22 protein-coding genes are annotated in these 23,789 nt (G+C 58.8%); 3 read left to right on the top strand and 19 right to left on the bottom strand.

All coding sequences use genetic code 11. The annotated features are described in order from the left end of the window. Nucleotides 1–36: 36 nt before the first annotated feature. The 8 genes from sucC to MCM46_02170 all read right to left on the bottom strand — a co-directional run bounded on the left by sucC (nt 37) and on the right by MCM46_02170 (nt 10,673). The gene (gene sucC / locus MCM46_02135) at nt 37–1,197 is read right to left on the bottom strand and encodes an ADP-forming succinate--CoA ligase subunit beta (GenBank protein MCG3110599.1); all 1,161 of its coding nucleotides are present in this window, start codon (nt 1,195–1,197) and stop codon (nt 37–39) included. A 105-nt stretch (nt 1,198–1,302) separates the two neighbouring features. Next, nucleotides 1,303–2,889, bottom strand: a complete 1,587-nt coding sequence (locus MCM46_02140; protein ID MCG3110600.1) for an FAD-binding protein — start codon at nt 2,887–2,889, stop codon at nt 1,303–1,305. Nucleotides 2,890–3,003: 114 nt separating this feature from the next. Beyond that, nucleotides 3,004–3,681, bottom strand: a complete 678-nt coding sequence (locus MCM46_02145) for a 4Fe-4S dicluster domain-containing protein (GenBank protein ID MCG3110601.1) — start codon at nt 3,679–3,681, stop codon at nt 3,004–3,006. Nucleotides 3,682–3,715: 34 nt separating this feature from the next. Then, entirely contained in the window at nt 3,716–4,399 is a 684-nt protein-coding gene (locus tag MCM46_02150; GenBank protein MCG3110602.1) for a 2Fe-2S iron-sulfur cluster-binding protein, read from the bottom strand. 56 nt (nt 4,400–4,455) lie between these two features. Then, entirely contained in the window at nt 4,456–6,705 is a 2,250-nt protein-coding gene (locus tag MCM46_02155; protein MCG3110603.1) for an aconitate hydratase, read from the bottom strand. 91 nt (nt 6,706–6,796) lie between these two features. Continuing rightward, nucleotides 6,797–8,665 (bottom strand): ATP citrate lyase, encoded by a 1,869-nt coding sequence (locus tag MCM46_02160; GenBank protein MCG3110604.1) that lies wholly within the window; start codon nt 8,663–8,665, stop codon nt 6,797–6,799. After that, a complete protein-coding gene (locus MCM46_02165; GenBank protein MCG3110605.1) occupies nt 8,662–9,864 on the bottom strand; it encodes an ATP citrate lyase in 1,203 nt (400 codons plus the stop codon). Before MCM46_02165 ends, MCM46_02160 begins: the two co-directional genes overlap by 4 nt. A gap of 473 nt (nt 9,865–10,337) precedes the next feature. After that, nucleotides 10,338–10,673 carry a KGG domain-containing protein gene (locus tag MCM46_02170; GenBank protein ID MCG3110606.1) on the bottom strand — a complete coding sequence of 112 codons (336 nt, stop codon included), beginning with the start codon at nt 10,671–10,673 and terminating at the stop codon, nt 10,338–10,340. A 578-nt stretch (nt 10,674–11,251) separates the two neighbouring features. Here MCM46_02170 and MCM46_02175 point away from each other — a divergent pair. The 3 genes from MCM46_02175 to MCM46_02185 all read left to right on the top strand — a co-directional run bounded on the left by MCM46_02175 (nt 11,252) and on the right by MCM46_02185 (nt 13,906). Then, complete coding sequence (locus MCM46_02175; GenBank protein MCG3110607.1) at nt 11,252–11,839, top strand: molybdopterin-dependent oxidoreductase; 588 nt, start codon at nt 11,252–11,254, stop codon at nt 11,837–11,839. An 84-nt stretch (nt 11,840–11,923) separates the two neighbouring features. Then, entirely contained in the window at nt 11,924–12,973 is a 1,050-nt protein-coding gene (locus MCM46_02180; protein MCG3110608.1) for a glycosyltransferase, read from the top strand. 36 nt (nt 12,974–13,009) lie between these two features. After that, on the top strand, nt 13,010–13,906 hold the full coding sequence (locus MCM46_02185) for a DMT family transporter (GenBank protein ID MCG3110609.1): 897 nt from the start codon (nt 13,010–13,012) through the stop codon (nt 13,904–13,906). Nucleotides 13,907–13,984: 78 nt separating this feature from the next. Here MCM46_02185 and MCM46_02190 read toward each other — a convergent pair whose 3' ends face one another. The 11 genes from MCM46_02190 to MCM46_02240 form a co-directional block, all read right to left on the bottom strand. Continuing rightward, the gene (locus MCM46_02190) at nt 13,985–15,613 is read right to left on the bottom strand and encodes a lactonase family protein (protein MCG3110610.1); all 1,629 of its coding nucleotides are present in this window, start codon (nt 15,611–15,613) and stop codon (nt 13,985–13,987) included. Nucleotides 15,614–15,799: 186 nt separating this feature from the next. After that, nucleotides 15,800–16,399: a hypothetical protein gene (locus MCM46_02195; protein MCG3110611.1), complete on the bottom strand. Its 600-nt coding sequence runs from the start codon at nt 16,397–16,399 to the stop codon at nt 15,800–15,802. Beyond that, entirely contained in the window at nt 16,396–17,265 is an 870-nt protein-coding gene (locus MCM46_02200; protein ID MCG3110612.1) for a lysophospholipase, read from the bottom strand. Before MCM46_02200 ends, MCM46_02195 begins: the two co-directional genes overlap by 4 nt. Beyond that, on the bottom strand, nt 17,243–18,547 hold the full coding sequence (gene miaB / locus MCM46_02205; GenBank protein ID MCG3110613.1) for a tRNA (N6-isopentenyl adenosine(37)-C2)-methylthiotransferase MiaB: 1,305 nt from the start codon (nt 18,545–18,547) through the stop codon (nt 17,243–17,245). The genes MCM46_02200 and miaB overlap by 23 nt, the downstream gene beginning before the upstream one ends. Beyond that, nucleotides 18,544–19,944, bottom strand: a complete 1,401-nt coding sequence (gene mtaB, locus MCM46_02210) for a tRNA (N(6)-L-threonylcarbamoyladenosine(37)-C(2))-methylthiotransferase MtaB (protein ID MCG3110614.1) — start codon at nt 19,942–19,944, stop codon at nt 18,544–18,546. Before mtaB ends, miaB begins: the two co-directional genes overlap by 4 nt. 5 nt (nt 19,945–19,949) lie before the next feature. After that, complete coding sequence (locus tag MCM46_02215) at nt 19,950–20,279, bottom strand: (2Fe-2S) ferredoxin domain-containing protein (GenBank protein MCG3110615.1); 330 nt, start codon at nt 20,277–20,279, stop codon at nt 19,950–19,952. A 97-nt stretch (nt 20,280–20,376) separates the two neighbouring features. Next, entirely contained in the window at nt 20,377–20,673 is a 297-nt protein-coding gene (locus tag MCM46_02220; GenBank protein ID MCG3110616.1) for a hypothetical protein, read from the bottom strand. A gap of 120 nt (nt 20,674–20,793) precedes the next feature. Next, nucleotides 20,794–21,153: a hypothetical protein gene (locus tag MCM46_02225; GenBank protein ID MCG3110617.1), complete on the bottom strand. Its 360-nt coding sequence runs from the start codon at nt 21,151–21,153 to the stop codon at nt 20,794–20,796. Nucleotides 21,154–21,244: 91 nt separating this feature from the next. Then, complete coding sequence (locus MCM46_02230; protein ID MCG3110618.1) at nt 21,245–22,255, bottom strand: molybdopterin molybdotransferase MoeA; 1,011 nt, start codon at nt 22,253–22,255, stop codon at nt 21,245–21,247. A gap of 35 nt (nt 22,256–22,290) precedes the next feature. Continuing rightward, nucleotides 22,291–22,509, bottom strand: a complete 219-nt coding sequence (locus MCM46_02235; GenBank protein MCG3110619.1) for a hypothetical protein — start codon at nt 22,507–22,509, stop codon at nt 22,291–22,293. A 117-nt stretch (nt 22,510–22,626) separates the two neighbouring features. Continuing rightward, nucleotides 22,627–23,706 (bottom strand): hypothetical protein, encoded by a 1,080-nt coding sequence (locus MCM46_02240; protein ID MCG3110620.1) that lies wholly within the window; start codon nt 23,704–23,706, stop codon nt 22,627–22,629. Nucleotides 23,707–23,789 lie beyond the last annotated feature (83 nt).

Genomic DNA, 23,789 nt, shown 5'->3' on the forward strand with positions numbered 1-23,789 from the left:
GCATCTGAGTTTCTTCGCTTCGCTTAGGATGACAGCTTATCTCACCTGCGACACAATTTTTTGTGCGCCGTCCCAAAGGGTGTCGGCCACAATCAGGTTCAGGCCCGACTCGGCCAGCATCTGCTTCGCCTCCTTCGCATTGGTCCCTTCAAGGCGGACGACGAGCGGAACGTTGATCGAAACCTCTTTCGCGGCCTCGATGATCCCCCCGGCGATCCGCTCGCAGCGGACGATCCCGCCGAAGATGTTGACGAAGACCCCTTTCACGTTCGGATCGGAGAGCAAAATCTGAAAGGCCTCTTTGACCGTCTCTTTCGAAGCACCCCCGCCGACATCGAGAAAGTTGGCCGGCTCGGCCCCGGCGAGCTTGATCACATCCATCGTCGCCATCGCCAATCCCGCGCCGTTGACCATGCAGCCGATCGTCCCATCGAGCTTCACGTAGTTGAGGCCATGCGCCGTCGCGCGGGTCTCAAGCGGGTCTTCCTCATCAAGGTCTCGGAACACCCGAATATCTTCATGGCGGAGGAGAGCGTTGTCGTCGAAGTTCACCTTTGCGTCAAGCGCCATCAACTTGTTCTGCTTGGTGATGATCAGCGGGTTAATCTCGATCTGAGAGGCGTCCTTCTCGATGAAGAGCCGGTAGAGATTCCCCAGCATCACCACCCATTGCCCGATGACCTCCTTCGGAAGGCCGAGCTTGAAGCCGACCGTGCGTCCCTGGTGGGCCTGGTATCCGATCACCGGATCGACCGAGAGCTTCACGATCTTGTCGGGAGAGTGCGCCGCCACCTCTTCGATCTCCATCCCCCCTTCGGTGCTGGCGATCAGGACGATCGACGCGGTCCCCCGATCGGCCACCCAGCTCACATAAAGCTCTTTCGCGATATCGACCCCTTCCTCGACGAGGAGCTTCTTCACCTCTTTTCCTTGCGGGCCGGTCTGAGGGGTAATGAGGATTTTCCCCAACAGCTCCTGGGCGATCGAAGCGACGTCCGATTTATTCTTCGCCAGCTTGACGCCGCCCGCTTTTCCCCGTCCGCCGGCATGGATCTGCGCCTTCACCACTGTGATCGGTGTCGCCAAGGTGTCGGCGGCGGCCTGCGCTTCCTGCGGATTAAATGCCACCTTGCCGTTTGGAACCGGGATCTGATATTTCGCAAAAAGGGCCTTCGCCTGATATTCATGAATGTTCATCGATTCGTCCTTTGTTTTTGTAGGGGCGATCCTTGTGATCGCCCTGTCCGGTCCGGGGCGAAGCTAAGATTCGCCCCTATCATCGAAACCACGCCCACGTCCAAATTAATTCTTCTTCACATAATCGGGAAACAACATCGGCGAGACTGTTTTCGACTCGACCCCCGCCTTCTTCTGCGCCTCGCGAAATTGATCGAGGTGCGCCAGGGTCAACTTTCCGAGCGCGATCTCCGTCGCCCGCTTCGACGCCGCGCGCCCGGCCCGCCGCCCGTAGACGATGATATCGAGAAGGGAGTTCCCCATCAACCGGTTGCGGCCGTGAATCCCACCGGAGGCTTCCCCCGCCACAAAGAGATTCCGGACGGTCGATTCGCCGTCGACGTTGATCTGAATTCCCCCGTTCTGATAATGCAACGTCGGGTAGACCAGGACCGGCTCTTTTTGGATATCGATCTGATAACGCGAGAACTGCCGGACCATGTTCGGGAAGCGATGGGCCAGGGTCCCCTCGGCGTTGACGATATCGACCATCGGCATGTCGAGCCAGACGCCGCGCCGGCCGGCCGATGTCTCCACCCCCCGCCCCTCCGCGCACTCCCGGATCACGGCGGAGGCGACGGCATCGCGCGTCTCCATCTCATTGATGAACCGCTCCCCCTTCACATTGACCAGCTGCGCCCCGACCGACCGGATCGCTTCGGTGACCAAGATCCCCGCCATCGGCTCGGGATAAACGGCGCCGGTCGGATGATACTGAAAGGTATCCTGAAGGGTCAGCTTCGCCCCGGCCCGGTAAGCGATCGGCAATCCGTCGGCGGTGGCGCCGTAATGATTGCTCGTCGGGAAACCTTGAATATGAAGGCGGCCGATCCCGCCGGTCGCCAGAATCACCGCCTTTGCTTGAACGACGATAAACTGGTTGTTGTCGAGGTTCTTCAGGACGGCGCCGGTGCAGGCCCCTTCCCCGTCGGTCAGAAGCTCGACGATGGGAGAGAACTCCAGCAGCTCGACCTGCTCGTTGAGGACACAGTCTTTCAGCACCCGCATCAACTCAAGACCGGTATAATCTTTACAACGAAGCAGACGCGGCTTGCTGCTTCCGCCGCCCCCCCGGATGCTGAGATTGCCGTCCGCTTCTCGATCGAAGAGAACGCCGATGTCCATCAGCCACTTCGCCACCTCCGGCCCTTCTTCGACGAGGGTCTTCAGGAGCGCCGGGTCGTTTTTCATATAGCCGCCACGGAGAGAGTCGAGGAAGTGGCGCACCGGGGAATCTTCCGCCGAGACCGCCACCTGCATTCCCCCTTCGGCCATCACCGTATTCGAATCGCCCAGCCGCAGCTTGGTCGCAAGGAGGACGTTTGCCCCCGCCGCCTTCGCCGTGAGCGCCGCCGTCGCCCCCGCGCCTCCCCCGCCGATGATCAGCAGGTCCACCTGATGCTGGGGTGAAAGGGAAACCGCTTCGGAAGCGATCGGGCTTTTCCCTTCGAGGAGGTTGGCCAGCTCATGAACCGTCTGCTCCCCTTGGTTGGGGCCGATCTGAATCGTCCGGTATGCCTCTTTCTTATAATCGGGATGAAACTTCCGGATCAGGGCGTCTTTGTCCTCCGGAGAGAGGAGCGCCCTCTCCTCTTTCATCCGCGCCGCCCGGCTCTCATTCACCCGTGTTTTCGAATCTTCCAAAATACTCATCGACCCTTCTTTCTCAATGTTCCGAACCCCTTCGTAGGGGCGCAATTGATTGCGCCCTTTCCCTCGCCTCAAATATCAGAGCGTGATGAATCACGCCCCTACAACGGCCGTTGGCTACATCACACGATCATGGGCCAATGCCGAAAGATCGCCGGAAAGGAGTTCTCTCCATTCGGCATCATATTTCCCCGATCGAACCTCCTCGATCCGATGAAGCAGGCTGGTCGCCTCTTTCGGATAGAAGGCGCCGGTCAGCCGGCGGGCATACATCCCGACGCGGTGGGGCTTGATCTGCACTTCGCAGACCGCCGCGCAAAGGCCGCACATCACGCAAGTGGTGAACTTCTCCGCCACGGTGGCAAGCTCTCCGTTGATCGCCGCCCGCACCCCCCCCATGACGTCGATCTCCTGCGGACAAACCGACGTGCAGGCGCGGCAAGCGGTGCACCGGCGCGTTTCGGGATAATACTGAAAGAGGGTTTTCTGCGTCGGGGCTTCTTTCGGAAGAAGCGCGATCGCCTTTTTGGAGCTGTCGGAGGGGATGAAGGTGATCGCCATTCCTTCGCGAACCGCCGTCTGGCAGGCAAGCCCCGTTTTCGAGGCCGGTTGGTCGGGAAGGCGGTAGGTGATGGGACAGGCGCCGCAGACGCCGCCGAGACAGCCGACCCCGTGGATCGTCGGCCGGCCGAGATGCCACATCGCTTGGATGACGGTGATTCCTTCCGGGACGGGGTGTTCGGCGCCATCGACCTCGATGCGGATCAGAGAAGACTGAGAATCGGAATGGGACATCAAGCCGTTTCCTTTTTGTGCGGATGAGCGCAGATCAGGCGATGGGGCAGGTTTTGAGCTCCTCTTCGGACATCTTCATCAGCGTCTCCCATTGCGTATTGTACTTTCCACAGTGAATCTCTTCGATTCGGCTGGAAAGCTGCGGCGGCCGTTCGTTGAAGAAGATTCCCTCCGCGCGGCGAACATAGAGGCCGACCTGATTGGAGGAGATCTCGGCGATGCAGACCGGGACGCAAAGGCTGCACATCACGCAGGAGAGGAAGAGATTGGAGGCTTCTTTGAAATCGCCGAACGCCGCTTTCCAGATGCCGGTTCGGACATCGATTCCCTGGGGACAGGCTTCGGTGCAGGCGTTGCAGTTTCGGCAGAGGGCGACTTCGGGAAAATATTTGAAGAGATCCTGTTTGGGATCGGTGATCTCTTCCATCCGGTAAATCGGCTTCTGAACCGGAAAGGAGGCGGAAAGAGAGAAGGACATCCCCTCCTCTACGATGAGCTGGCAGCCGAGCCCCTGCTTGAGCTCATAACTTCCTTTGGTCCGGTAGAGGGTCGAGCAGGCCCCGCAGACGCCGCCAAGACAGCCGATGCCGCGGGTAATCTGGTGGCCGGTATGCCACATCGCTTGGATCAGCGTGATCCCCTGGGGAACCTGATACTTCTTCCCCATGATCTCCACCGTCACCAGATTCTTTTTTTCGGTCGTTTCCGCCGTCGGCATTTTTGTCCAAAATCGTAGGGGCGATCCTTGTGATCGCCCCTATTCTTCAATGAACGTTACGCGTTCAGCGCATTGAGCGCCGATCCCGCCTTGAACCAGTCGATCTGCTGCGCGGTCATGCTGTGATTCGCCTGGACCGTGATCTCTTTTCCGTCCGCCTTGTGGATCACCACATCGACCGCTTTGCCCGGGGCCAACTCGGAAAGACCGACGACGCTCACCCGGTCGTTCTGCTCAAAGCTTTCCCAATCCTTCGGGTTCGCAAAAATGAGCGGCAAAATCCCCTGCTTCTTAAGGTTTGTCTCATGGATCCGGGCGAAGCTCTTGGTGATCACCACCTTGATGCCGAGGAAACGGGGGGACATCGCGGCATGCTCGCGGGAGCTTCCCTCGCCGTAATTTTCATCGCCGATCACCACCGACCCGACCCCTTTGGACATATATCTTCGGGCCACCTGGGCCGGCGTAAGGTTCGACTCATTGGCAAGGACATCGTTCGCCTTCCCCGCTTCGGTCGTGAAGGCGTTGTTGGCGCCGAGGAACATGTTGTCGCTGATCTTATCGAGATGCCCCCGGAACTTGAGCCAGGGACCGGCCGGAGAGATATGGTCGGTCGTGCATTTTCCTTTGGCCTTGAGAAGAATCGGCAGCTTCGAGAAATCTTTTCCATCCCATTTCGGGAAAGGCTTCAGAAGCTGGAGCCGCTCGCTGGTCGGCGGAACGTCGACGGTCAGGTTGTCGCCGTTTTCCGCCGGGGCGACAAATCCTTCTTCCCCTTTGGCAAAACCTTTCGCGGGAAGCTCTTCGCCTCGCGGCGGCTCGAATTGAACCTTCGTCCCATCGGCGGCGGTCAGCGTCCCCTTCACCGGATCGAAGGTCATGTCGCCGGCAAAAGCCATCGCCGTCACGATCTCCGGGCTGCTGAGGAAAGAGAGGGTCTCGGCGATCCCGTCGTTGCGGCCGGGGAAATTTCTATTGAAGGAGCTGATGATCGAGTTCGACTCTCCCTTCTTCACATCGTCCCGCTTCCACTGGCCGATGCACGGTCCGCAGGCGTTCGCGAGAACCGTCGCTCCCATCTCTTCGAAGGTCTGCATGAAGCCGTCCCGCTTCATCGTGTGGTAGATCCGCTCGGAGCCGGGGGTGACGAGGAACTGCGCTTTCGCCTTGAGCCCCGCTTTGAGTCCCTGCTTGGCGATGTGGGCCGACCGGCTGATGTCTTCGTAGGAAGAGTTGGTGCAGCTGCCGATCAACGCCGCTTTGAGCTGGATCGGATACCCCTTCTCCTTCGCCTCGGCCGCCAATTTGGAAATGGGACGGGCGAGGTCGGGGGTGTGCGGGCCGACGACATGCGGCTCCAGCTCCGAGAGGTTGATCTCGACCACCTGGTCGTAGTATTTCTCCGGCGATTGGAAGACTTCCGGATCGGCGGTCAAGAGCTCCTTGTTCGCATCGGCAATCTTGGCCCAATCCTCCCGTTCGGTCAGCTTCAGGTAGGCCGCCATCTTCTGGTCATAGGGGAAGATCGAGGTGGTGGCGCCGAGCTCGGCCCCCATGTTGGTGATCGTTCCTTTTCCGGTGGCGCTGATCGTCTCGGCGCCCGGTCCGAAGTACTCGACGATTTTGTTGGTTCCGCCCTTGGTCGTCAACAGGCCGCAGAGGTAGAGGATGACATCTTTCGCCGAGGTCCAGCCGCTGAGGCTGCCGGTCAATTTCACGCCGATCAATTTCGGATGAAGCACCTCCCATGGAAGGCCGGCCATCACTTCACCGGCATCGGCTCCGCCGACGCCGATCGCCATCGCGCCGAGTCCGCCACCGTTCGGCGTATGTGAATCGGTCCCGATGATCAGGGCGCCGGGGAAGGCGTAATTCTCAAGAACCACCTGATGAATGATCCCGGCCCCCGGCTTCCAAAAACCGATCCCGTATTTCTTCGCGGCCGAGGCGAGAAAGTTGTAGACCTCTTTGTTCTCGTTGATCGCCCGCTCGATGTCTTCTTTCGCCCCGCTCTGGGCGCGGATCAGATGATCGCAGTGGATGGTGCTCGGGACGGCGGCCTGCTTCTTCCCCGCCTGCATGAACTGCAACATCGCCATCTGGGCGGTCGCATCCTGCATCGCCACCCGGTCGGGCCGCAGCGCCAGCTGCGCCTTCCCTCGCTCCCACTTCTGCGTTCCAAAATCGTCGACATGCGCGACCAGGATCTTTTCGGTCAGGGTGAGCGGGCGGCCGAACTTCTTACGCGCTTCTGCCAGACGCGCCGGCATCGACTGATAGAGCTTCTTGATTAATTCAGTAGACATCATTGTCCTCCAACAACTTTTGAGCGGCCCCGACAGAGTGTCGCGCCTGCACTAAATAAAAGAGATCTTTCATCTTATCAAGCGGTGAAGACTACTTCAACACCTCTTGCCGGACCTCGATTTTCTTGGTATTCGTTTCGAGGGGAGGGGCTTCCCTCCGTTTCGGAGAGGCGTAGTTGACCACGTAATTGAACATTCGAATCAGACGGCTTCCGTTGCGGGTTTGGTCGACCCAGTGACCGATCAGACCGATCGTCCGCGCCAGGATGAAGAACCCGTTGAGCGATTCCACCGGCCAGCCGAGATCGACCAGAACGGCGGCGATCGTTCCATCGACGTTCAAGATCAGGGTGTCCTTCTTTGCCGTGGTGATCTTCTCGACTGACAAGGCGAAATCAAGATGCGGCGTCGGAACCCCGGTCGACTTCACGAAGGAGACCAGCTCTTTCACCCGCTTGTCGGGATTCTTGACGCTCTTGACCCGATGGCCGATCCCCGGCACCGGCCCGACGTTTTTCTTCATATGCTCCAGAAAATCTTCCGGAGAGAGCTTCTTCTCGACCGCATACTTGAACCATTTTCCTGCATCGGTGACGGCGCCCCCGAACCGGGGTCCGATCATGATCAGACCGGCCGCGACCGATTGCGCCATCTGAATCCCGGCACACGCGGCGATGATCGTGGTGAGCGCCCCCGAAACGCAGGGACCGTGGTCGGCCGAGAGCATGATGATCCGCTTGACGATCTCCGCTTCGACCGGGGTGATCAGCCGCTTGTCCCAGAGGAGCCCCATCACGTGCGGAATCTGATATCCCTTGTTGATCAGATCGGAAGCGGGATAGCCGTAATAGAGCGGCTCGTCTCCCCGGTCGTCGCTGATCGTCGATTTGATCAACGGCTCGACGAAGACATCGCCCGACTTGATCGCCTCTTCCACCGGCTTCGGAAGTTTCGGAAGCGCCGTGACGTCTCCGTCGACCGTCGGCCGCACTTCGCCCCGGGCCACGATCTCCTCATAAACCTGCTTGATCGTCGGGCCGAGTCCGCCGAAGGTCGCCGGCACGATGGCGCCCGATTTCTTCAAGGCGTCCGCCTTGCTCCGGGCCGAGCCCTCGCCGTGCTGTCCCTCTTTCGCGCCGGCATGGCCGAACTTCATCCCCTTGGGGAGCTGCTCTTGGCAATACCCGGAAACGACCGCGATCAGTTTTATCCGCCGCTTCTTTTCCCCGAACCACTCCGCGGCGCGCTCTTCGAGATCTCCCCCCATCTCTCCGACAATGATCACCGCTTTGGTCTGAGGATCTTTTTCGAACATCTCAAGATAGGTGACGTAGTCGGAGCCGGGATACGCGTCGCCGCCGATGCCGATCGCCGTCGTGATTCCGTCGGCGAACTGGCTGCAGATCCAGATGATCTCGTTGGAGAGACCGCCCGATTTGGTGATGACGCCGAACGATCCGGGCCGGTGGAGCTTCGAGAGAATCAAATTGTCGAACGCCCCGCCGATCACACCGAGACGGCACTCGCCGGCCGAGATGATCCCGATCGCCGACGGTCCGTTGAAAACCTTGCCGAGCTTTTTGGCTTCGAGGCTCAGCCGCTTGGAATCTTTCTCCGGCACCCCTTCCGTGATCATCGAGACCAGCTTGATCTTCGGATCGGCCAAGGCTTCCATCGCCGCTTTAAACGCGCGATCCGGTCCGACAAAAATCAAGGTCGTATTCAAGGCGGGAAAAGCGGCCGTGGCCTCCGCCATCGTTTTGAAAATAGGAATCGAAACCAACTCGCTTCCGAAGGGAACCTCCGCCGTTTTGCCGGCATCGGGCGGAAAAACAAAGGCAAGGACATGGAGCGGTTGACGGGTCAGGTGACAGAACTCGGCCATCCGGCGGGCGGCGTTGACCCCGGCCGGTCCGCCTTGAATCACAACGCGGGTCTCTTTGTTGGCGACGATACTCATTTTCCCACTCCTTTAATCGCGTAATCGATAATATCGGTTAAGGGTGTGTAGCGGTCATAGACGTGAATGTTGAAACCCTCCGCCTCAAGCGCCTTCATCGCCGCCAATCCTTCCTTCTCGAACGGCCCGCCGCGCCGAACCCAAATCTCAACCCCTTCCAGCTTCCCTTCGGCCTTCGCCTTTCGGAATCCGTTGATGATCCCCGCGAAGGTCTTCTTCACGTTGGTGAAGTTGGCGATCGCCCCGCCGACGATGATCCGCTTGATCCCCTTGAGGGAGCAGACCTTCTCGGTCAGCGCTTCGACCGCCCAGTCGGGAGGATCTCCGGAGTACTCGGCATAATTTGCGATTTTGCCTCCCAAGGCCAGGACAGCATCGGAATAATAGACGGAAGCCCCGCCCCCCGCCGGCAAAAGCGCCGTATCGCCGCCGGGGATTTCGATGAACTTCACCGAACCCTTGATCCGGGAGTCGATCTCCATGATCGCCCGCTCGTCGTTGGTGTAGGGGCGGCCGAACTCGGAGGCGAAGGTGAAATTCCAATCGGGATGACGGAACCGGGCGTCGCCGTCGACCATCGTCACGGCATCGAGGGCAACCAGATCCCCGTCTTCGCGGGTGACAAGCGGGTTGATCTCGATGTAGGTGCCGTCTTCCTGGTCGTAGCATTGATAAAGCTTGAGGGCAAAGTCGGCGACTTTTCCGGCGAGATCTCCCTTAAAGCCAGCCTCTTTGGCGAGGCTCGCCAATTGCTCCCGCGTTGGATCGGTTCCCAAAGGAATTGCGATCCGCTTGACCTTCTCCCAATTGGCTTCGACTTCGATTCCGCCGACACTTGCCAGGAGCAGCTCGGCCCCTTCCCGAACCGACTTGACGGCCAGGTAGAATTCTTCTTTATGCTGGATCATTTCGGAAATGATGACCTGAGAAATCGTCATCCCATTGAGATTTTTCCCGAGCATCTCGCTGGAGGCCTTTCGCGCCGCATCCAGATCGAGACCGACTTTCACGAGGCCCAGTTTCATTCGGGAGCCGATCGCCTCGTGCGCCTTGACGACCAATTTCGATTCCCGAAGCCAGGGATTGGCTTGAGAGAGCCGATCGAGTTGATCCGCCGCCGTGATGACGACGTAGTGGGGAACCGTCATCCCCCACTTTGAGAGAAGCCCCATTCCAGGACCTTCCAACACCTTTGCCATGCAGCGTCCTCCGTCAATTTCCTTTAGATTTCGTTTACTTTACGACTGAGCCCCAAAGGGCATGACTCATTCTTTGAAGTGTTTCCGACAAAAAAAGAAGACCGAACCGTAATTAGAGAATATAGGGAGGTGACAGTCGGTTTGTCAAGAATTTTTTCCATGTATTTCGCTGGAATTCCCGCTTTGTAATCTCTTCGGCAGACTTGATCTGAAGGACATGTACCCGACCGAATGAGTCGATCCTCAAAAGTAACCCGATCAGGCGATTCAGGCTTAAAAAGCAACCGTCCGGATGAATGGGATTGATTGAGAGAGAATTGAGTGATTGGAAGGCTTATTCTTCATCAAGGAAACGGCAGCAACCGACGAGAGGCCCCCATTTCCTCTCGTGGGTCACTGATGCGAAGCGGAGCGAAACGCCATCTTATCTCCTCATCGAAAAGTGTAAAATTGGAACGAATATCAGGAAGCGGTCAGGCGGCTTTTCTTTCTTCTTCCTTGATCTCTTCAGGGGATTGGGAAACCGGCTGTTCTTCGGCCTGCGGCGGGGACTGCTGTTGGGCAAACCTGCGGCGGGCGGCCTGTCCCCCCTTTCGGCCGGCCTCTCTGGCCTCCTCAGGGGTAAACTCATGCGCCGTCCCCTTTTGATGGGCGGCCTGTCCTCCCTTTCGGCCGGCCTCTCTGGCCTCTTCAGGGGTGAACTCATGCGCCGTTCCCTTCTCATGGGCCGCTTTTCCCCCCTTTCGGGCGATTTCCTTTTGTTTTTCCGTATCCATTGCGGCAAATCCGCGCGGGCTCTTTTCCGCCATTTTACTCCTCCACTTTAAAAGTCGAATAACTGCCCCTTCTCTGGATAAATGTTCGCCCTGAGGTTTGGGCTGCTTGACTTATTTCGGCGCGAACAAGGCGTTTTTATATTGAATTACTTTTGATAATTCAACTGATAATTCAACTTTTATGCCAATCCCACACTCAAACTAAAGGGGGAGGACAACAAAGATCAGACCCCTCTGACTCTATCCGTTCCGTTTTGACCCGTCAGTACCGGACAAAGGACCCTCTCCGTGCAGTTTTGTTACAGGTAATCTCATTTATACCCCTTATTAACAACCTTCCCGGCCTTGCATCCCACCCGAGTCGCAGGTCCCCGGTAGTGACTCATTTTGAATTCCAAAGTCGTCATGCCCGCGAAAGCGGGCATCCAGAGGTTTTAAATCACTGGATTCCCTCCTGCGCGGGAATGACAATCCAGAAATTGATTCCAGACTGAGTCACTACGCAGGTCCCCCAAATTTCTTGACCTTGGGCCGTCTGTTTGATAGACTACGGAACGCTTCATCGCAAGTTTAGGAACAGGATCATCGGTTTATAAAAGGAGACAAAAGGAATGGCGACCAACGGGAAATCGATTTTAAGCGTAGAGGGAACGGTTCAAAAGAAGAGAGGGTGGAGTTATGAAGAGCTCTCCCGTCTTCCCAAGGAACATCAAGTTGAAGATGTCAGCCGGTTGGTCGCCGGGATGGAAGGGGCGGGCGTTCGTGTCAAAGCGGTCTTAAAGGAGTCGAATCCTCTCTCCAAGGCCGACCATGTGACGTTCCATTCGCTGGATGGAAAATTTGCCGCCAGTGTCCCTCTGCAAGAGGCGATTGAAAAAGGAATTCTGATCTACAAGCGGGACGGCGGCCCTCTCCCCGATTCGAAGGGGGGACCGATTCGGCTGATCGTCCCGCACGGGGACAACGCGTGCAGCAACGTGAAATCGGTGATCCGAATCGAATTGACCGTGGGGAAAGGGAAAGACACCACCTGGGACCCCGACCACGACAATCCCGCCATCCACGGACACTCCCACGATCACGGGCATGACCACGGGCATGATCACGACCACGATCACGGGCATGACCATGATCACCATGACCATGGGCATGATCATGGACACGATCATCATGACCACGATCATGGACACTCCCACTAAAAGCGCTCCCGCAAATGGGCTTGAAAGACACCCTTATGATAAAAGGGATTCAAGTCCCTCTTACCGACTAAAAAGAGCATTCTTGTGACTGGTCTCCCCGAAAATCTCCGGCCGCTCGTCAGCATCGTTATTCCGGCCTACAACGCCGCTCAGACGTTGCCGCAGACGCTCGACAGCGTTCTCGCGCAAACCTATTCCAACATCGAAGTTATTGTAGTGAACGACGGATCGACCGACAAAACCGCCGAAGTCCTCCGTGCGTACGCGGACAAGGTGCGCGGCATCGACCAACCGAATGGAGGCCTGCCGAATGCCCGCAACAAGGGCTGCCGCGCCGCCCGCGGTGAGTTCATCGCTCTGATGGATGCGGACGACTTGTGTCGGCCGGAGCGCATCGCGGTGCAGGTGGCTGCCTTCCAGAACTGTCCCGAGGCGGTCCTCTGTTGCTCGGACTTCTCGGCGTTCAACGCCGAGGGTCCGGTCGCCAGTTCACACAGCGCGACCTACTATTCTATGATCGGAGAGGCCCCGGAGGGATTCAGTTCGCTCTATCCCGAGCGGCGGAAGATCGAGGTGGCGGCGGACGCATTCCCTGGGTCACAGCGGCCGGCCGCCGTCGAAGCCTATGTGGGAAGGGTCTATCGTGAGCTAGCGCAGGGCAATTTCGTCCACCCTCCCACGGTGATGTTCCGGCGCAGCCTGCTGGAAACGGCGGGGACATTCGACGAAACGCTGCGCTACGATTGTGATTGGGAATGGATGGTGCGTATGGCTCGCACCGGCGCCTTTGTGTATGTGGACCGGCCGATGCTCGATTACCGCCTGTCGGAGACACAGATGTCTTCTTCTCCACGCCGCGCCATCGACACCCTGCGCGCCGCGACGAAGATCTGGGAGTCGGACGCCGATTTGATGTCTAAAAATCACGCCCGGATGCAAACGGGCCTGGGGCAGCTCTGTCTTGAAGCCGCTTATGCGTTGGCGGAAGAACAAAGAATAGATGCCGCAAAGATGCTGGCTAGAAGCGTTTGGACGTACGGCCTGGTCAAACCTGCGAGCGTTAAAACGGCGATTCGGATTCTAATGCCTCTCCCGCTTCTTGAACTCATCCGGCATTTGCGGTCAGGCTCTTGAAGTACGTTTCGTTGCCGACCCGGAAACAGATTCTCCTTGAATTCGATTGATCCCCGCCTCGTCCCCTATCTCGTTTTCATCAACCTTCTCTGGGGGGGAAATGTCGTCTCCATCAAGCTGGGGGCGGGGGAGATCTCTCCCCTGACGATGGCGACCCTCCGCTTTCTCATCGGCGGAAGCGTCATTCTCCTCTACGCCGGGTTCCGGAAAATCGGTCTTGGCCTCGCCCGGAAGGAAATTTTCCTCCACCTGATGAACGGCCTTCTCTTCGCCCTTCAGATCGCCCTCTTCTACTTGGGGACCTTCCGCACCTCGGCCTCTCACGCCTCGGTCTTGATCAACACCCATCTTTTTTTCGTCGCCGTCCTCGCCCATTTTTTTATCCTTCACGACCGCCTCAGCGTTCGGAAAATCTCCGGTCTGGCGCTCGCCTTTCTGGGAGCGGTCGTTCTCTTCAGGGACCGGCCCGAGCGAGCGATGGAGACGGTCTCGCTCCTTGGGAACAGCTTCGTTTTGATCAGCGCCTTTGTTCTTGCCGTCAAAATCGTTTATATCAAGCGATTGATCGAACGGATCGATCCGGTGAAGGTCGTCTTCTGGGAGATGGCGATCGGCGTTCCCCTCTTGGGTTTTATCGCATTCTTTTTTGGAGAGAGCCTTCCCGATCGTGCCTCAGCGCAGCTGATGGGGGCGATGCTCTATCAAGGAATCGTCGTCGGCGCCTTCTGCTTCGTCGCTTCCACCGTCTTGTTGAAACGCTACGCGGCCAGCAGCATCGCTTCGTTCTCGGTCTTGGTCCCCTTTTTCGGCGTGACCCTGAGCCATCTTTTCCTCGGAGATCCGCTCACCCCCCATCTGACGATCGGCGGCGGAATGATCATTCTTGGAATCGGCATCGTGAACATCCGATGGCCGTTGATCCCGCCTGAGTAGGAATCGGAGGGGCGATCCCCCCGCGGCGGCCCGCATTAACCGATTCAGAACAAGACAGGGGAGGCACAGGGGCCTGCCTTACGGCAGGTTCGGTCCGGTGGTCACTCGGACCGAGCGGGGCTGTCTTCCGGCGGCGACCTGGCCGAAGGGGGTCAGCAGGCCGGTGGTCTGATCGATCGAGAAAATCGAGAGGTTATTTGAATTAAGATTGGCGACGTAGACGAACCGGCCCGACCGGTCGATGGTGATCGACCGCGGGCCGGCGCCCCCCCGGATCGCGCCAAGCGGGCTGAGCGTCCCGCTTTCCGGATCGATCCGATAGATCGAGATGTCGTTCGTCGCGGAATTCGCCACATAGGCGAATCGGCCGGAGGGATCGACGGCGATCGAGAAAGCCTGTCCCCCCGCGGGGACGACGCCGCTCCTCGTGAGCCGGCCGGTCGCCGGATCGACCCGAAACGACCAGACATCGTCGCTGTCATAGTGCGAAACATAGACGAATGCCCCCGAGGGGTGAACCGCCACGGAAATCGGGGCGCGGCCCGCGCCGATCTCGCCGAGACGGGTTAACAATCCCGACTCGGAATCGACCCGGTACATCGAGACATTATTCGTGCTGTAATTCGCCACATAGGCAAATCGACCGAGCGGGTCGATCGCGACCGAAACCGAGCTGATTCCCGCATCGGCCGTCCCGAGCACCGTCAAAACGCCGGTTTCGGGATCGATCCGGTAAATCCAAACATCGTCCGCCGCGTTTTCATTCGCCGAATAAGCGAATCGGCCCGACGGATCGAAGTTGATCGAATAGATCCCGGCGCCGGTCGGAGCGCTCCCCCGCGCGGTGAGATTCCCGGTCGCGGGATCGATCGCATAGATCGAAATATCGTTTGAGGCGAAATTGCCGGCATAAACGAACCGCCCCGTCGGATCGACGCCGATTGGATACGGATCGCGCCCGGCCGGAATGGAGCCGATCTGCGCCAGCGCGCCGTTCTCAGGATTGACGGAAAAGATCGAAACATCTCCGGAAGCGGAATTCGTGCTGTAGGCGAATCGCGGGGCCAAGGCTTCCACCGGGAAGACTTCGGCCGTCGCTTCGGCCCGCTTGGTCGGATCGGAGACGCTCGTTGCAACGACATGATAACGTCCCGGCGCGGTCGGAGCGGTGTAGTTTCCATCGGAATCGATCGACCCGCCGACCGTCCCCTCTTCGATCTCCCAGCTCACGGCGGTCCGGTCGCTTGCCGAAACGGTGGCGGCAAAGCGAAAGCGCCCCCCCGGCGGGAGGGTGACGGCCGCCGGCTCGATCGCCACCGAAATGATCGGCAGGGTGATCACCTCCACCTCGGCGATGGCGCGGACCGCCGGATCGTCCAGGCTCACCGCGACGATATGATAAACCCCGGGGAGCCCGGGAGCGGTGTAATTTCCATCGGGAGTGATCGACCCGCCGCTCTCCCCCTCTTGAACTTCCCACCGAACCGCCGGGTCGGTTCCATCGGTCCTTTCGGCCTTGAAGGTTTGCCGGGTCCCGGTGGTTACGACCGTCTCCCCCGGGGTCACCTGGATCGGAGCATTCTCGTCTCCACCGACCTGATCCCCCCCGATCGGCGCGACCCCGGTCCCCCCTCTGCTTCCCTCATCGCTGCAGGCGGTCAGCCCGCAAAGTACAACGGCAAAAAAGATAACAATCACCCTTTTCATATCGGCCCTTTCTCCACTGGACGTAATGCGGATAACAGGTTCTCTGTAATTAAGATTACCAACGGAGCGATTGTTTCCGCCATTGGTAAGCCGACTTACTTCAAGGGGGGAAAAGGCCTATATTCCGATAGGAAAGTGACATGCCCCCTCCGGATGAACTTCCGGAGGGGGGATATTGGAAAGAGATTAGTCCTGAAGGTGAGGTTCCTGCAGCGGCACGAGTTTCTCGACATCGGGGAGGTGCGCTTCTTCATCGAGGGCTTCGATTTCGTCCATCAGCGGAATGCTCCAGAGGACCAACGCAAGATGATCGGAAGGGGTCGGATGCCGGGGCGAGACGGTATGATAGGTCAGTTCGATATGGGTCTTCTCATCCTCCCAAACGATGGTTGGACCGGGACGCTGCTCCTTCGGTTTTCCGTAGGCGCCGGCCCACTTCGGGAGGAGCGCTTCCAGCTCGCCCGGATTGTTGGTGTCCCGGAACCGGACATGGATGATCGTCAGTCCGAACTTGGGATGAAATCCGAGGCTGACCGACCGGATGTCGGGCTCTCCCAGCGCCCCTCCTGAAACGGTCAACTCGCCGGGGGCCGGTCCTTGCACCGCCCAAGGTTCGTTGTCATGCGTATGTTTGGGGGGGGCCAACTGAACCTGATAGGCCGACATGAACTCCGGCTGCGTCATCCCCCACGTCGCCTTGCCGAAACCGGGGGGCAGGGCCGCCTCGGCTTCCACGCCGACGGTCAAGAGAAAAATCATCGTTATCAGCTGTATGCTCTTCTTCATCGCACCGTTTCCTTTAACCAACCAACGACGTCGGCAATCACCCGTTCCCGGCCGATCTCGTTGAAAACTTCATGATAAAACCCCTCATACCAGAGGATCTTTTTTTTCGCGGAGCCGATCCGCTCAAACAAGGCGCGCGCCCCCGACGGAAAGACGATCCGGTCCTGGCTTCCCTGCAAGAGGAGGGTCGGCAGGACGATCTTCCCGGCATCCTGATGGAGATGGTCGTTCATCTTTCCGAACTCGACATAAAAACGGGGGGTCCCGGCCCGCTGCACCAGCGGATCGTTCCGGAAGGCGACCCCAATCGCCGGATCATGGCTGAGCCAATCCGGAACGCTCGGGTAACGGACCGGACGCGACGGAAGAAGACGATTCAACAGGGCGCCGATAAAACGGAGACGAAACGGAAGCGCCGGAACATCATACGCCGGAGCCGATAAGACCAACCCGTCGGCCGCGTTCGGATAATCGATGCAGAAGGCGGCCGAGACCGCGCCGCCAAAGCTATGTCCCAGGATCACCACTTTCCGATCGGGATGCGTTTCCCGGACAAAATCAAGAACGCGCTTCAGATCGTGGAGCATGTCGGTGTAGCGTTCCATGTGGGTCCGCGAGCCGTCCGACTCTCCGAATCCCCGCTGGTCGTAAGCATAAGAGGCAAACCCCTCTTTCGCCAGATCGAGCTGAAGGCGCCGATACCTCCCCCGGTGCTCGCTCAGGCCGTGGACGACGACGAGAACCATTTCGATCGGATCGGGAAGCACGGCGGAAAAAGAGAGGGCGGTCGCGTCGTGGAGGATCGTTCCCCCCTTGCAAACGATCCGACCGACGGAGTCGGTCTTATCCTCCGACGGGGCGGCCATAAAGGGTACCCGAAGAGACATTATCGATCTGCACGGAGACCATCGTCCCCGGTCCGAAGGGGGTTTTCGGAAAGACGACGGTGGTGTTCCCTTCCGTCTTCCCCATCTGATGGCCGGGCCGTTTTTCGGCCTCGCCGTCGATCAGGACGGTCAGGGTCCGGCCGATTTTCTCCCGGTTTTTCTCAAGCGAGATCGCCCGCTGCAAATCGATCAGACGGACGATCCGATCGGTCTTCACCTCGGACGGGACATCGTCGGGATATTTTCGCGACGCAATCGTTCCCTTCCGCTCCGAGTATTTGAAGATATAGGCGCTGTCGAATTGACAGTCCTTAAACAGGCCGACCGTCTCCTGAAAATCTTCTTCCGTCTCCGTGGGGAAGCCGACGATAATGTCGGTCGTCAGCGCAATCTCCGGGATCGTCCGGCGGATCTCCTCCACCAATCCGAGATACTCTTTCCGTGTATAGGTTCGGGCCATTAGGTCGAGGATCCGGTCGCTTCCTGCTTGGAGCGGAAGGTGGATATGTTTGCAGATGTGAGGGTGCGACCCGATCGCTTCCAACAGCGGCTTCGGGAAGTCTTTCGGATGGGGCGAGGTGAAACGGACCCGCTCGATTCCGGGAACGTCGGCCACTTTGAGAATGAGATCGGCGAATCGGCGCCCTTCATCTCGGTAGGAATTGACGTTCTGTCCGAGGAGGGTTACCTGGCGATACCCCTTCTCCGCGAGCGACGTGACCTCGCCCAAAATGTTCTCGATCGACCGGCTTCGCTCCCTTCCCCGCGTGTAAGGGACGACGCAGAAGGTGCAGAAGTTGTCGCAGCCCCGCATGATCGCCACCCAAGCGTTGACCCCTTCAACGCGGGTCGGCGCGATGTCGCCGTAGGTTTCGTATTCGGAGAGATACGCTTCGATCTCTTGTCGATCGGTCCCGATCACTTCGTCGATCAATCGAGGAAGCGCCCGGTAGCTGTCGGGTCCGACGACCAGACTGACCACCGGATGATCGAAGAGCTCCTCTTTAAGGTTCTGCGCCATGCAGCCGAGGACGCCGACAATAAAGTGTTTCTTCTCCTTCTTTAGGGGACGGAGGATGTCGAGCCTCCCGTAGATTTTCCGGTGGGCGTTTTCGCGGATGGCGCAGGTGTTGATCAAAACCACCTCCGCTTCTTCGACCGCCGCCGTCATCTCATGGCCGTGCGGCGTCAGGATCGAGCGGATCAGCTCCGAGTCGTATTCGTTCATCTGACAGCCGTAGGTTTCGAGATACACTTTCATCGGATTTCCTCAATCAGCTTCCCGATCGCCAGCCCATCGGCCGCTGCTTCGATCCGGACCGAGCCGAGCCGGCCGGAGAGATCCCGGTCGCTCTCCACCCCCACCCGGATGTAATTCGGGGTGAGACCGCAAAAGAGCCCCGCTTCATTGCGCGTCTCGAAGAGGACCTCGACGCTCCCGCCGATCGCGCCCGAGTAAAACGCCTTCCGCCGCTGCCGGGAGAGATCACACAACATCCGGGAGCGCTCCTTGATGACCTTCGACGGCACCGGCGCGAGATCCATTTTGGTCACCCGGGTCCCCTTCCGCTTCGAAAAAGGGAAGACATGGAGGTAGGAAAAAGGAAGCGAATCAATCAGAGCAAGGGTCTCGGCGAATTCCTTCTCCCCTTCCCCCGGAAATCCGACCATCACATCGGTCCCCAATCCCAGATTCGGAACCCGCGCCGTCGCCTCCCGAACGAAATCGATATACTCCCGCCGCGTATATCGCCGCCCCATCGCCGAGAGGACGGCGTCGCTCCCGCTCTGGAGCGGGAGATGAAGATAGGGACAGAGCTTCCCCCCCCGCGCCATTTGATCGAGAATCCGGTCGGAGACGGTCGTCGGCTCGATCGAAGAGATCCGGATCCGATGAAGTCCGTCAATCGTCTCCAGCGCCTCGATCAGGTCGGCCAGGTCCTCCCCTTCCGATCGATATTCGCCGAGGTTCACCCCGGTGAGAACGATCTCCCGATGGCCGCGCGCCACCCAGATCGACGTCTCCAACAAAATATCGTCCTGCTTCCGGCTTCGCTCCCGTCCCCGCGTCGTCGGGATGATGCAGAAGGAGCAGAAGAAATCGCAGCCGTCCTGGATCTTGATGTTTGGCCGGGTCGCCTTGTCGAAGGCGGCGTAGCTTTCGATCGTAAAATCGTTCCGGCCGATCTTCGAGGTATGGAAAACCATCGGCGTCGGCCGCTTCGCCGGCGGCCTCCCGTCGAGCAGCTCCTCGACCAGCTTCGGCAGATCCATCTTGAATTCGGTCCCGGCGATCAGATCGATCCCCGGCATCTTCCGGAGCGCGTCGGTCCCGACCTGGGCATAACAGCCGGTCACGGCGATGAAGGTCTTCGGGTTTTGCTTGAGGATCTTCCGGATCAGGTTGCGGCACTTCGCCTCGGCCTGCTCGGTCACCGAGCAGGTGTTGATCACGGCGAGATCGGCTTCGTTCTTTTCATCGACGACCTGATAACCGGCCGAATAAAATCCGGCGCCGAGCGAAGCGCTCTCGGATTGATTTAATCGGCAGCCGAGCGTATGAAAAGAAATGGTCGGTTTACCCGGCGAAAAGATTTGAAGGAGTCGATCTGTCGCGGAGGAGGTGTCATCGACCGCAGACCGGGTTTCGCTCCGCATTCTCGTTATCCCCTTGCCCACGATCGGGGCATCAGCAGTCGCTCGACGATCTCTCCCTTGAGGAGATGTTTTTCGATCACTTCCAAAGCGTCTTCCCGGTTTTTCACGGTGTACCAAACCCCTTCCGGGTAGATCACAACCGACGGTCCCATCGCGCAGGTATCGAGGCAGCCGGCCTGGTTGGCGCGGACAACTCCCTTCAATCCCCGGTTCGCGATCTCTTCCTTGAAGAACGACCGAAGATCGTCGGCCCCCTTCGTGGCGCAGCATCCCTTTGAATCACCCGCCGGACGCCGATTGGTGCAGATAAAAAGATGATACTTATACTTTGACATTATCCCCTTTGTCCCTCTTTTCTATTCTGTAGGGGCGTGATTCATCACGCCCTGATCTATTTTAAACAGAAAACACAGGGCGCAATGAATTGCGCCCCTACGATTTCTCCTCCAGAAACCTTCGGAGTTCGTCCTTCAGCTCCGGAATCTGCGGGAGGTTGTTTCGAATCGCCCCCATGATGTTCTCCAGGCGCGCCATCCGTTGTGTCTCTTTGTCGGAGGCGATGTACTGATCGAGCGTCTCATAGGCGTTGCCATGATGGGATTCCAGAAACGGTCTTGCGGCGAGAAGGGCGGCGATCAAATCGGCCGGCTCGACATCGGGGGGAGAGGCCACCACAAACGTTCCATCGGAAAAGATGACGACCGCGTTCGACGGCCCCGCCGCAACCACTTTCTCGATTTTCTTCCCGTCGGCCGAACTCCAGTCGATCAGCCGTCCCGGAAAAGTTTTGGCGAAGGCGACCTTTTCGGCGTTGATCTTCCATTTTTTCTCGACGTATCGCTCGATCGCCTACCTCTCCACCGGAAGGCCGAGCCGCCGCCACGCCTCGAAGCCCCCCTCCATCGAGGAGACGTTTTCATAGCCCATCTTCTTTAAGACCTGCGCCGCGACGGCGCTCCGTCCGCCCGCCGCGCAGTAGAGGATGACCGGCTGCGTCGCATCTTTAAAATGCCGCTCCATCTCCATTTCCAAGATCCCGCGGGGGATGTTCCGGCTCTTCGGGACCCGTCCGGCCTGGAATTCGTCCCCCTCCCGGACATCGATCAGTGTGAATGCTTCTCCCCGCTCGATCTTCTCCTGGACATCTTTTACCTGGAGAAGCGGCACCTCCCGCTTCGCTTCCGCCACCAGATCCCGCCACATCTTCATTCTTGTCTTTCCTCCCTATCGCGATGAACCGAACGTTCAGACTAATCTATTTTGGCCCCTTTTTCAACCCGCGGGGATTAGGTGTCATGAATCATTTTTGCGCCGGCGCTTCGACCGTTTCACCCAGAAGACGCCCCAGGGCCGGCCGGCCGAAGAGGTTAAATCCCCGGGCCGCTTCAGGCGGGTGGCCCGCTACGCAGACGATCGGCTTCGACCCCGCCGCCCCCAGCACGAGCGGCTTTCCGGAACGCATCGGGACCCCCTTCACCACCGCGCCGGGCGCTCCCGCCGCATTGACGAGATCGACGGTGAAATCTCTCCCCCCGATCGCCGTCCCCCCGGAGATCACCACCATCTCGGCCTCCGCAAGGGCTTCCTTGAGCCGCTTTACGAAGAGATCGAAATCGTCTTTAATGATCCCTTTGAAAAGGGGGGTCCCCCCCGCCTCTTCAACCAGTGCCGAGAGGCCGAACGAATTGCAGTCCCAAATCGCGCCGGCCCGAAACGGCTCGGTCGGCGGAATCACTTCGTTACCCGACGAGAAAATCGCCACGCGCGGCCGCTTCGCCACGCTCACTTCCAGAATCCCTTGGCCGGCGAGAAGAAAAATGTCGGCCGGCGTGATCCGGCGCCCCTTTGCAAAGAGAAGACTCCCCTTCTTCCGGTCACACCCTTGCGTCTCGATATTTTCATTCTGCGCAAGCGGCCGGGTCAGCCGGATCCGGTCCCCCTCCTGAGTCACGTCCCACTGTTTGACGACGGCGAAGTCGCCGGCGGGGATGTAGCTGCCGGTCGTCACCCGCATCGCCTTTCCGGGCCCTAACCCCTTTGCCTCTCCGGCGCCGACCGGAATCTCCCCGACGACGTTAAACGTCACGGGCCGCTCAGCAGAGGCAGCGGCCGCCTCCGACGCAACCAGAACATATCCCTCCATGATCGAGCGGGAATAGGGGGGATCGTCGACCCCCGCCGTGACATCGGCCGCGAGGATACGCCCGCGCGCCGATGAAAGGGGGACCTTCTCCGCCCCCGAGACCCCTTGCGGGACCACCGCCAGAAAGCTCTCCAAGGCCGTTTGAACCGGATCGTCTTTTTGACTCATCATGACTCCTTACATCCCTTGTTGTGATTCCTGTATCAGGAAGAGAAATGCCACACCAGCCCCCCGAGCCCCCAAAGCAAGGCGATGAGGCCGTAGAAAAAGGCCCAGTACCGTTTCCCTCGGGCCGACGGAAGGAAATGGACCTCCGTGGAAAACCGCATGATCCATTTGAAGAATGAAAACTGATTCTCAAAATGATAGCTGATGAAGAAAAGAAAGGCGATCCCGATCATCACCAACGACGACAATAACATCGGACCCTCCCGGCCGGTTGGAACCCTCATTCATATCACGAAGCTCCCCGCTGGTTCAAGTCTAGCCCGGCCTTTGTGGGGGCAGGCACGGGGGCCTGCCCCCACAAAGGGACTCCTTTAGAATCTGTACACACTCTCAAATGTCATGGTGAAAAGGTCTTCATCGACACCGCCGGTTGTATCCTCCTCGATGTTGGTCCATATCCCCTCCAGGCGGAACTCGAGGTGATTGACCGGCTCGATGGAACCGCTCACCGTCCACTCGGAGATATCGACCGCCTCCGCCGGAAAGACGCCGATCCTCGGCGTCGCCAGGAAATACGCTCCGGCAAAATCGGAATCCTCGTCCGCGTTCACCTGTTCGTACCGGACCGTCAGGCCGTGCCGGAACGGTTCCTTGTGGGTATGATTCGCCGTGATCCCGAAGGCCTGGTTGCTTTCATCCATCGTATATTCAAAGCCGAGAAACGTCATCGGGACCGCCCAGCTTTTGGCGACGAAGTTATAAACGGTTCCATCCCCGTCATTTTCATCTTCCGTTCCATAGACCGCTCCCACGCGAAAGTCCACCCAGTCGCGGAGTTCGAAGCCAGCATCAAAACCGTAACTCCACTCCTCCGGCGCGTCATGCCACTCGTTTCCTTTAAAAGCCCCCAGGGAGAACGGCCCGGCCTCTCCGGCAACGCGGTACCCTGCAAAATTAACCGGTATCAACTCCGCCTGCAATGTCCGGCTGGTGGTGAGGCGCTCCGGCGCATCCTGAGGTTGAAGCCCCAGCGGCAGGTTCCAAACCCCTCCGGTCAGCTTCAAGCCGAATTCGGCTCCGAAAAGCGGGGTCCAGTCGAACCGGGCCTGTTCGATCCCGATCCCCTCCCCGTTGTTTTGGACCACCCCCTGCGCTTCCTCTCCGGTGGCGGGGATATTGAGATCGATCCGCCCGCTCAGCTCGGGCCAATTCTTCTCGACATCGAGCTCGGCGGTAATGTCGGTTCGATTCTTCAGAAGGTTGTCGCCGACCAACGGTTCGGCCCGCTCATTCTCAAAATTGTACCGATAACTCGCAAAACCGCCGATGAGCAGCGGATCCTCGGCCTGCGCCGACGGAACGCCGCTCACAAACGCCATACTGCCGGCCAAGAACAAGAAGAACGACGCTTTCGTCTTCGAACGGAACCGATCGAGTTGAAATGCGCTCATGATGAACTCCTTTCTCTTTTTTAGATGGCGTGAGATTCGCCCCGTAGAGAGCGAAAGGGGAAATAAATGTGCGAGCGGGATCA

Origin of the sequence: Candidatus Manganitrophus morganii (genome assembly GCA_021651055.1) — a bacterium.
In the GTDB taxonomy this organism is placed as follows: Bacteria; Nitrospirota; Nitrospiria; order SBBL01; family Manganitrophaceae; genus Manganitrophus; species Manganitrophus morganii.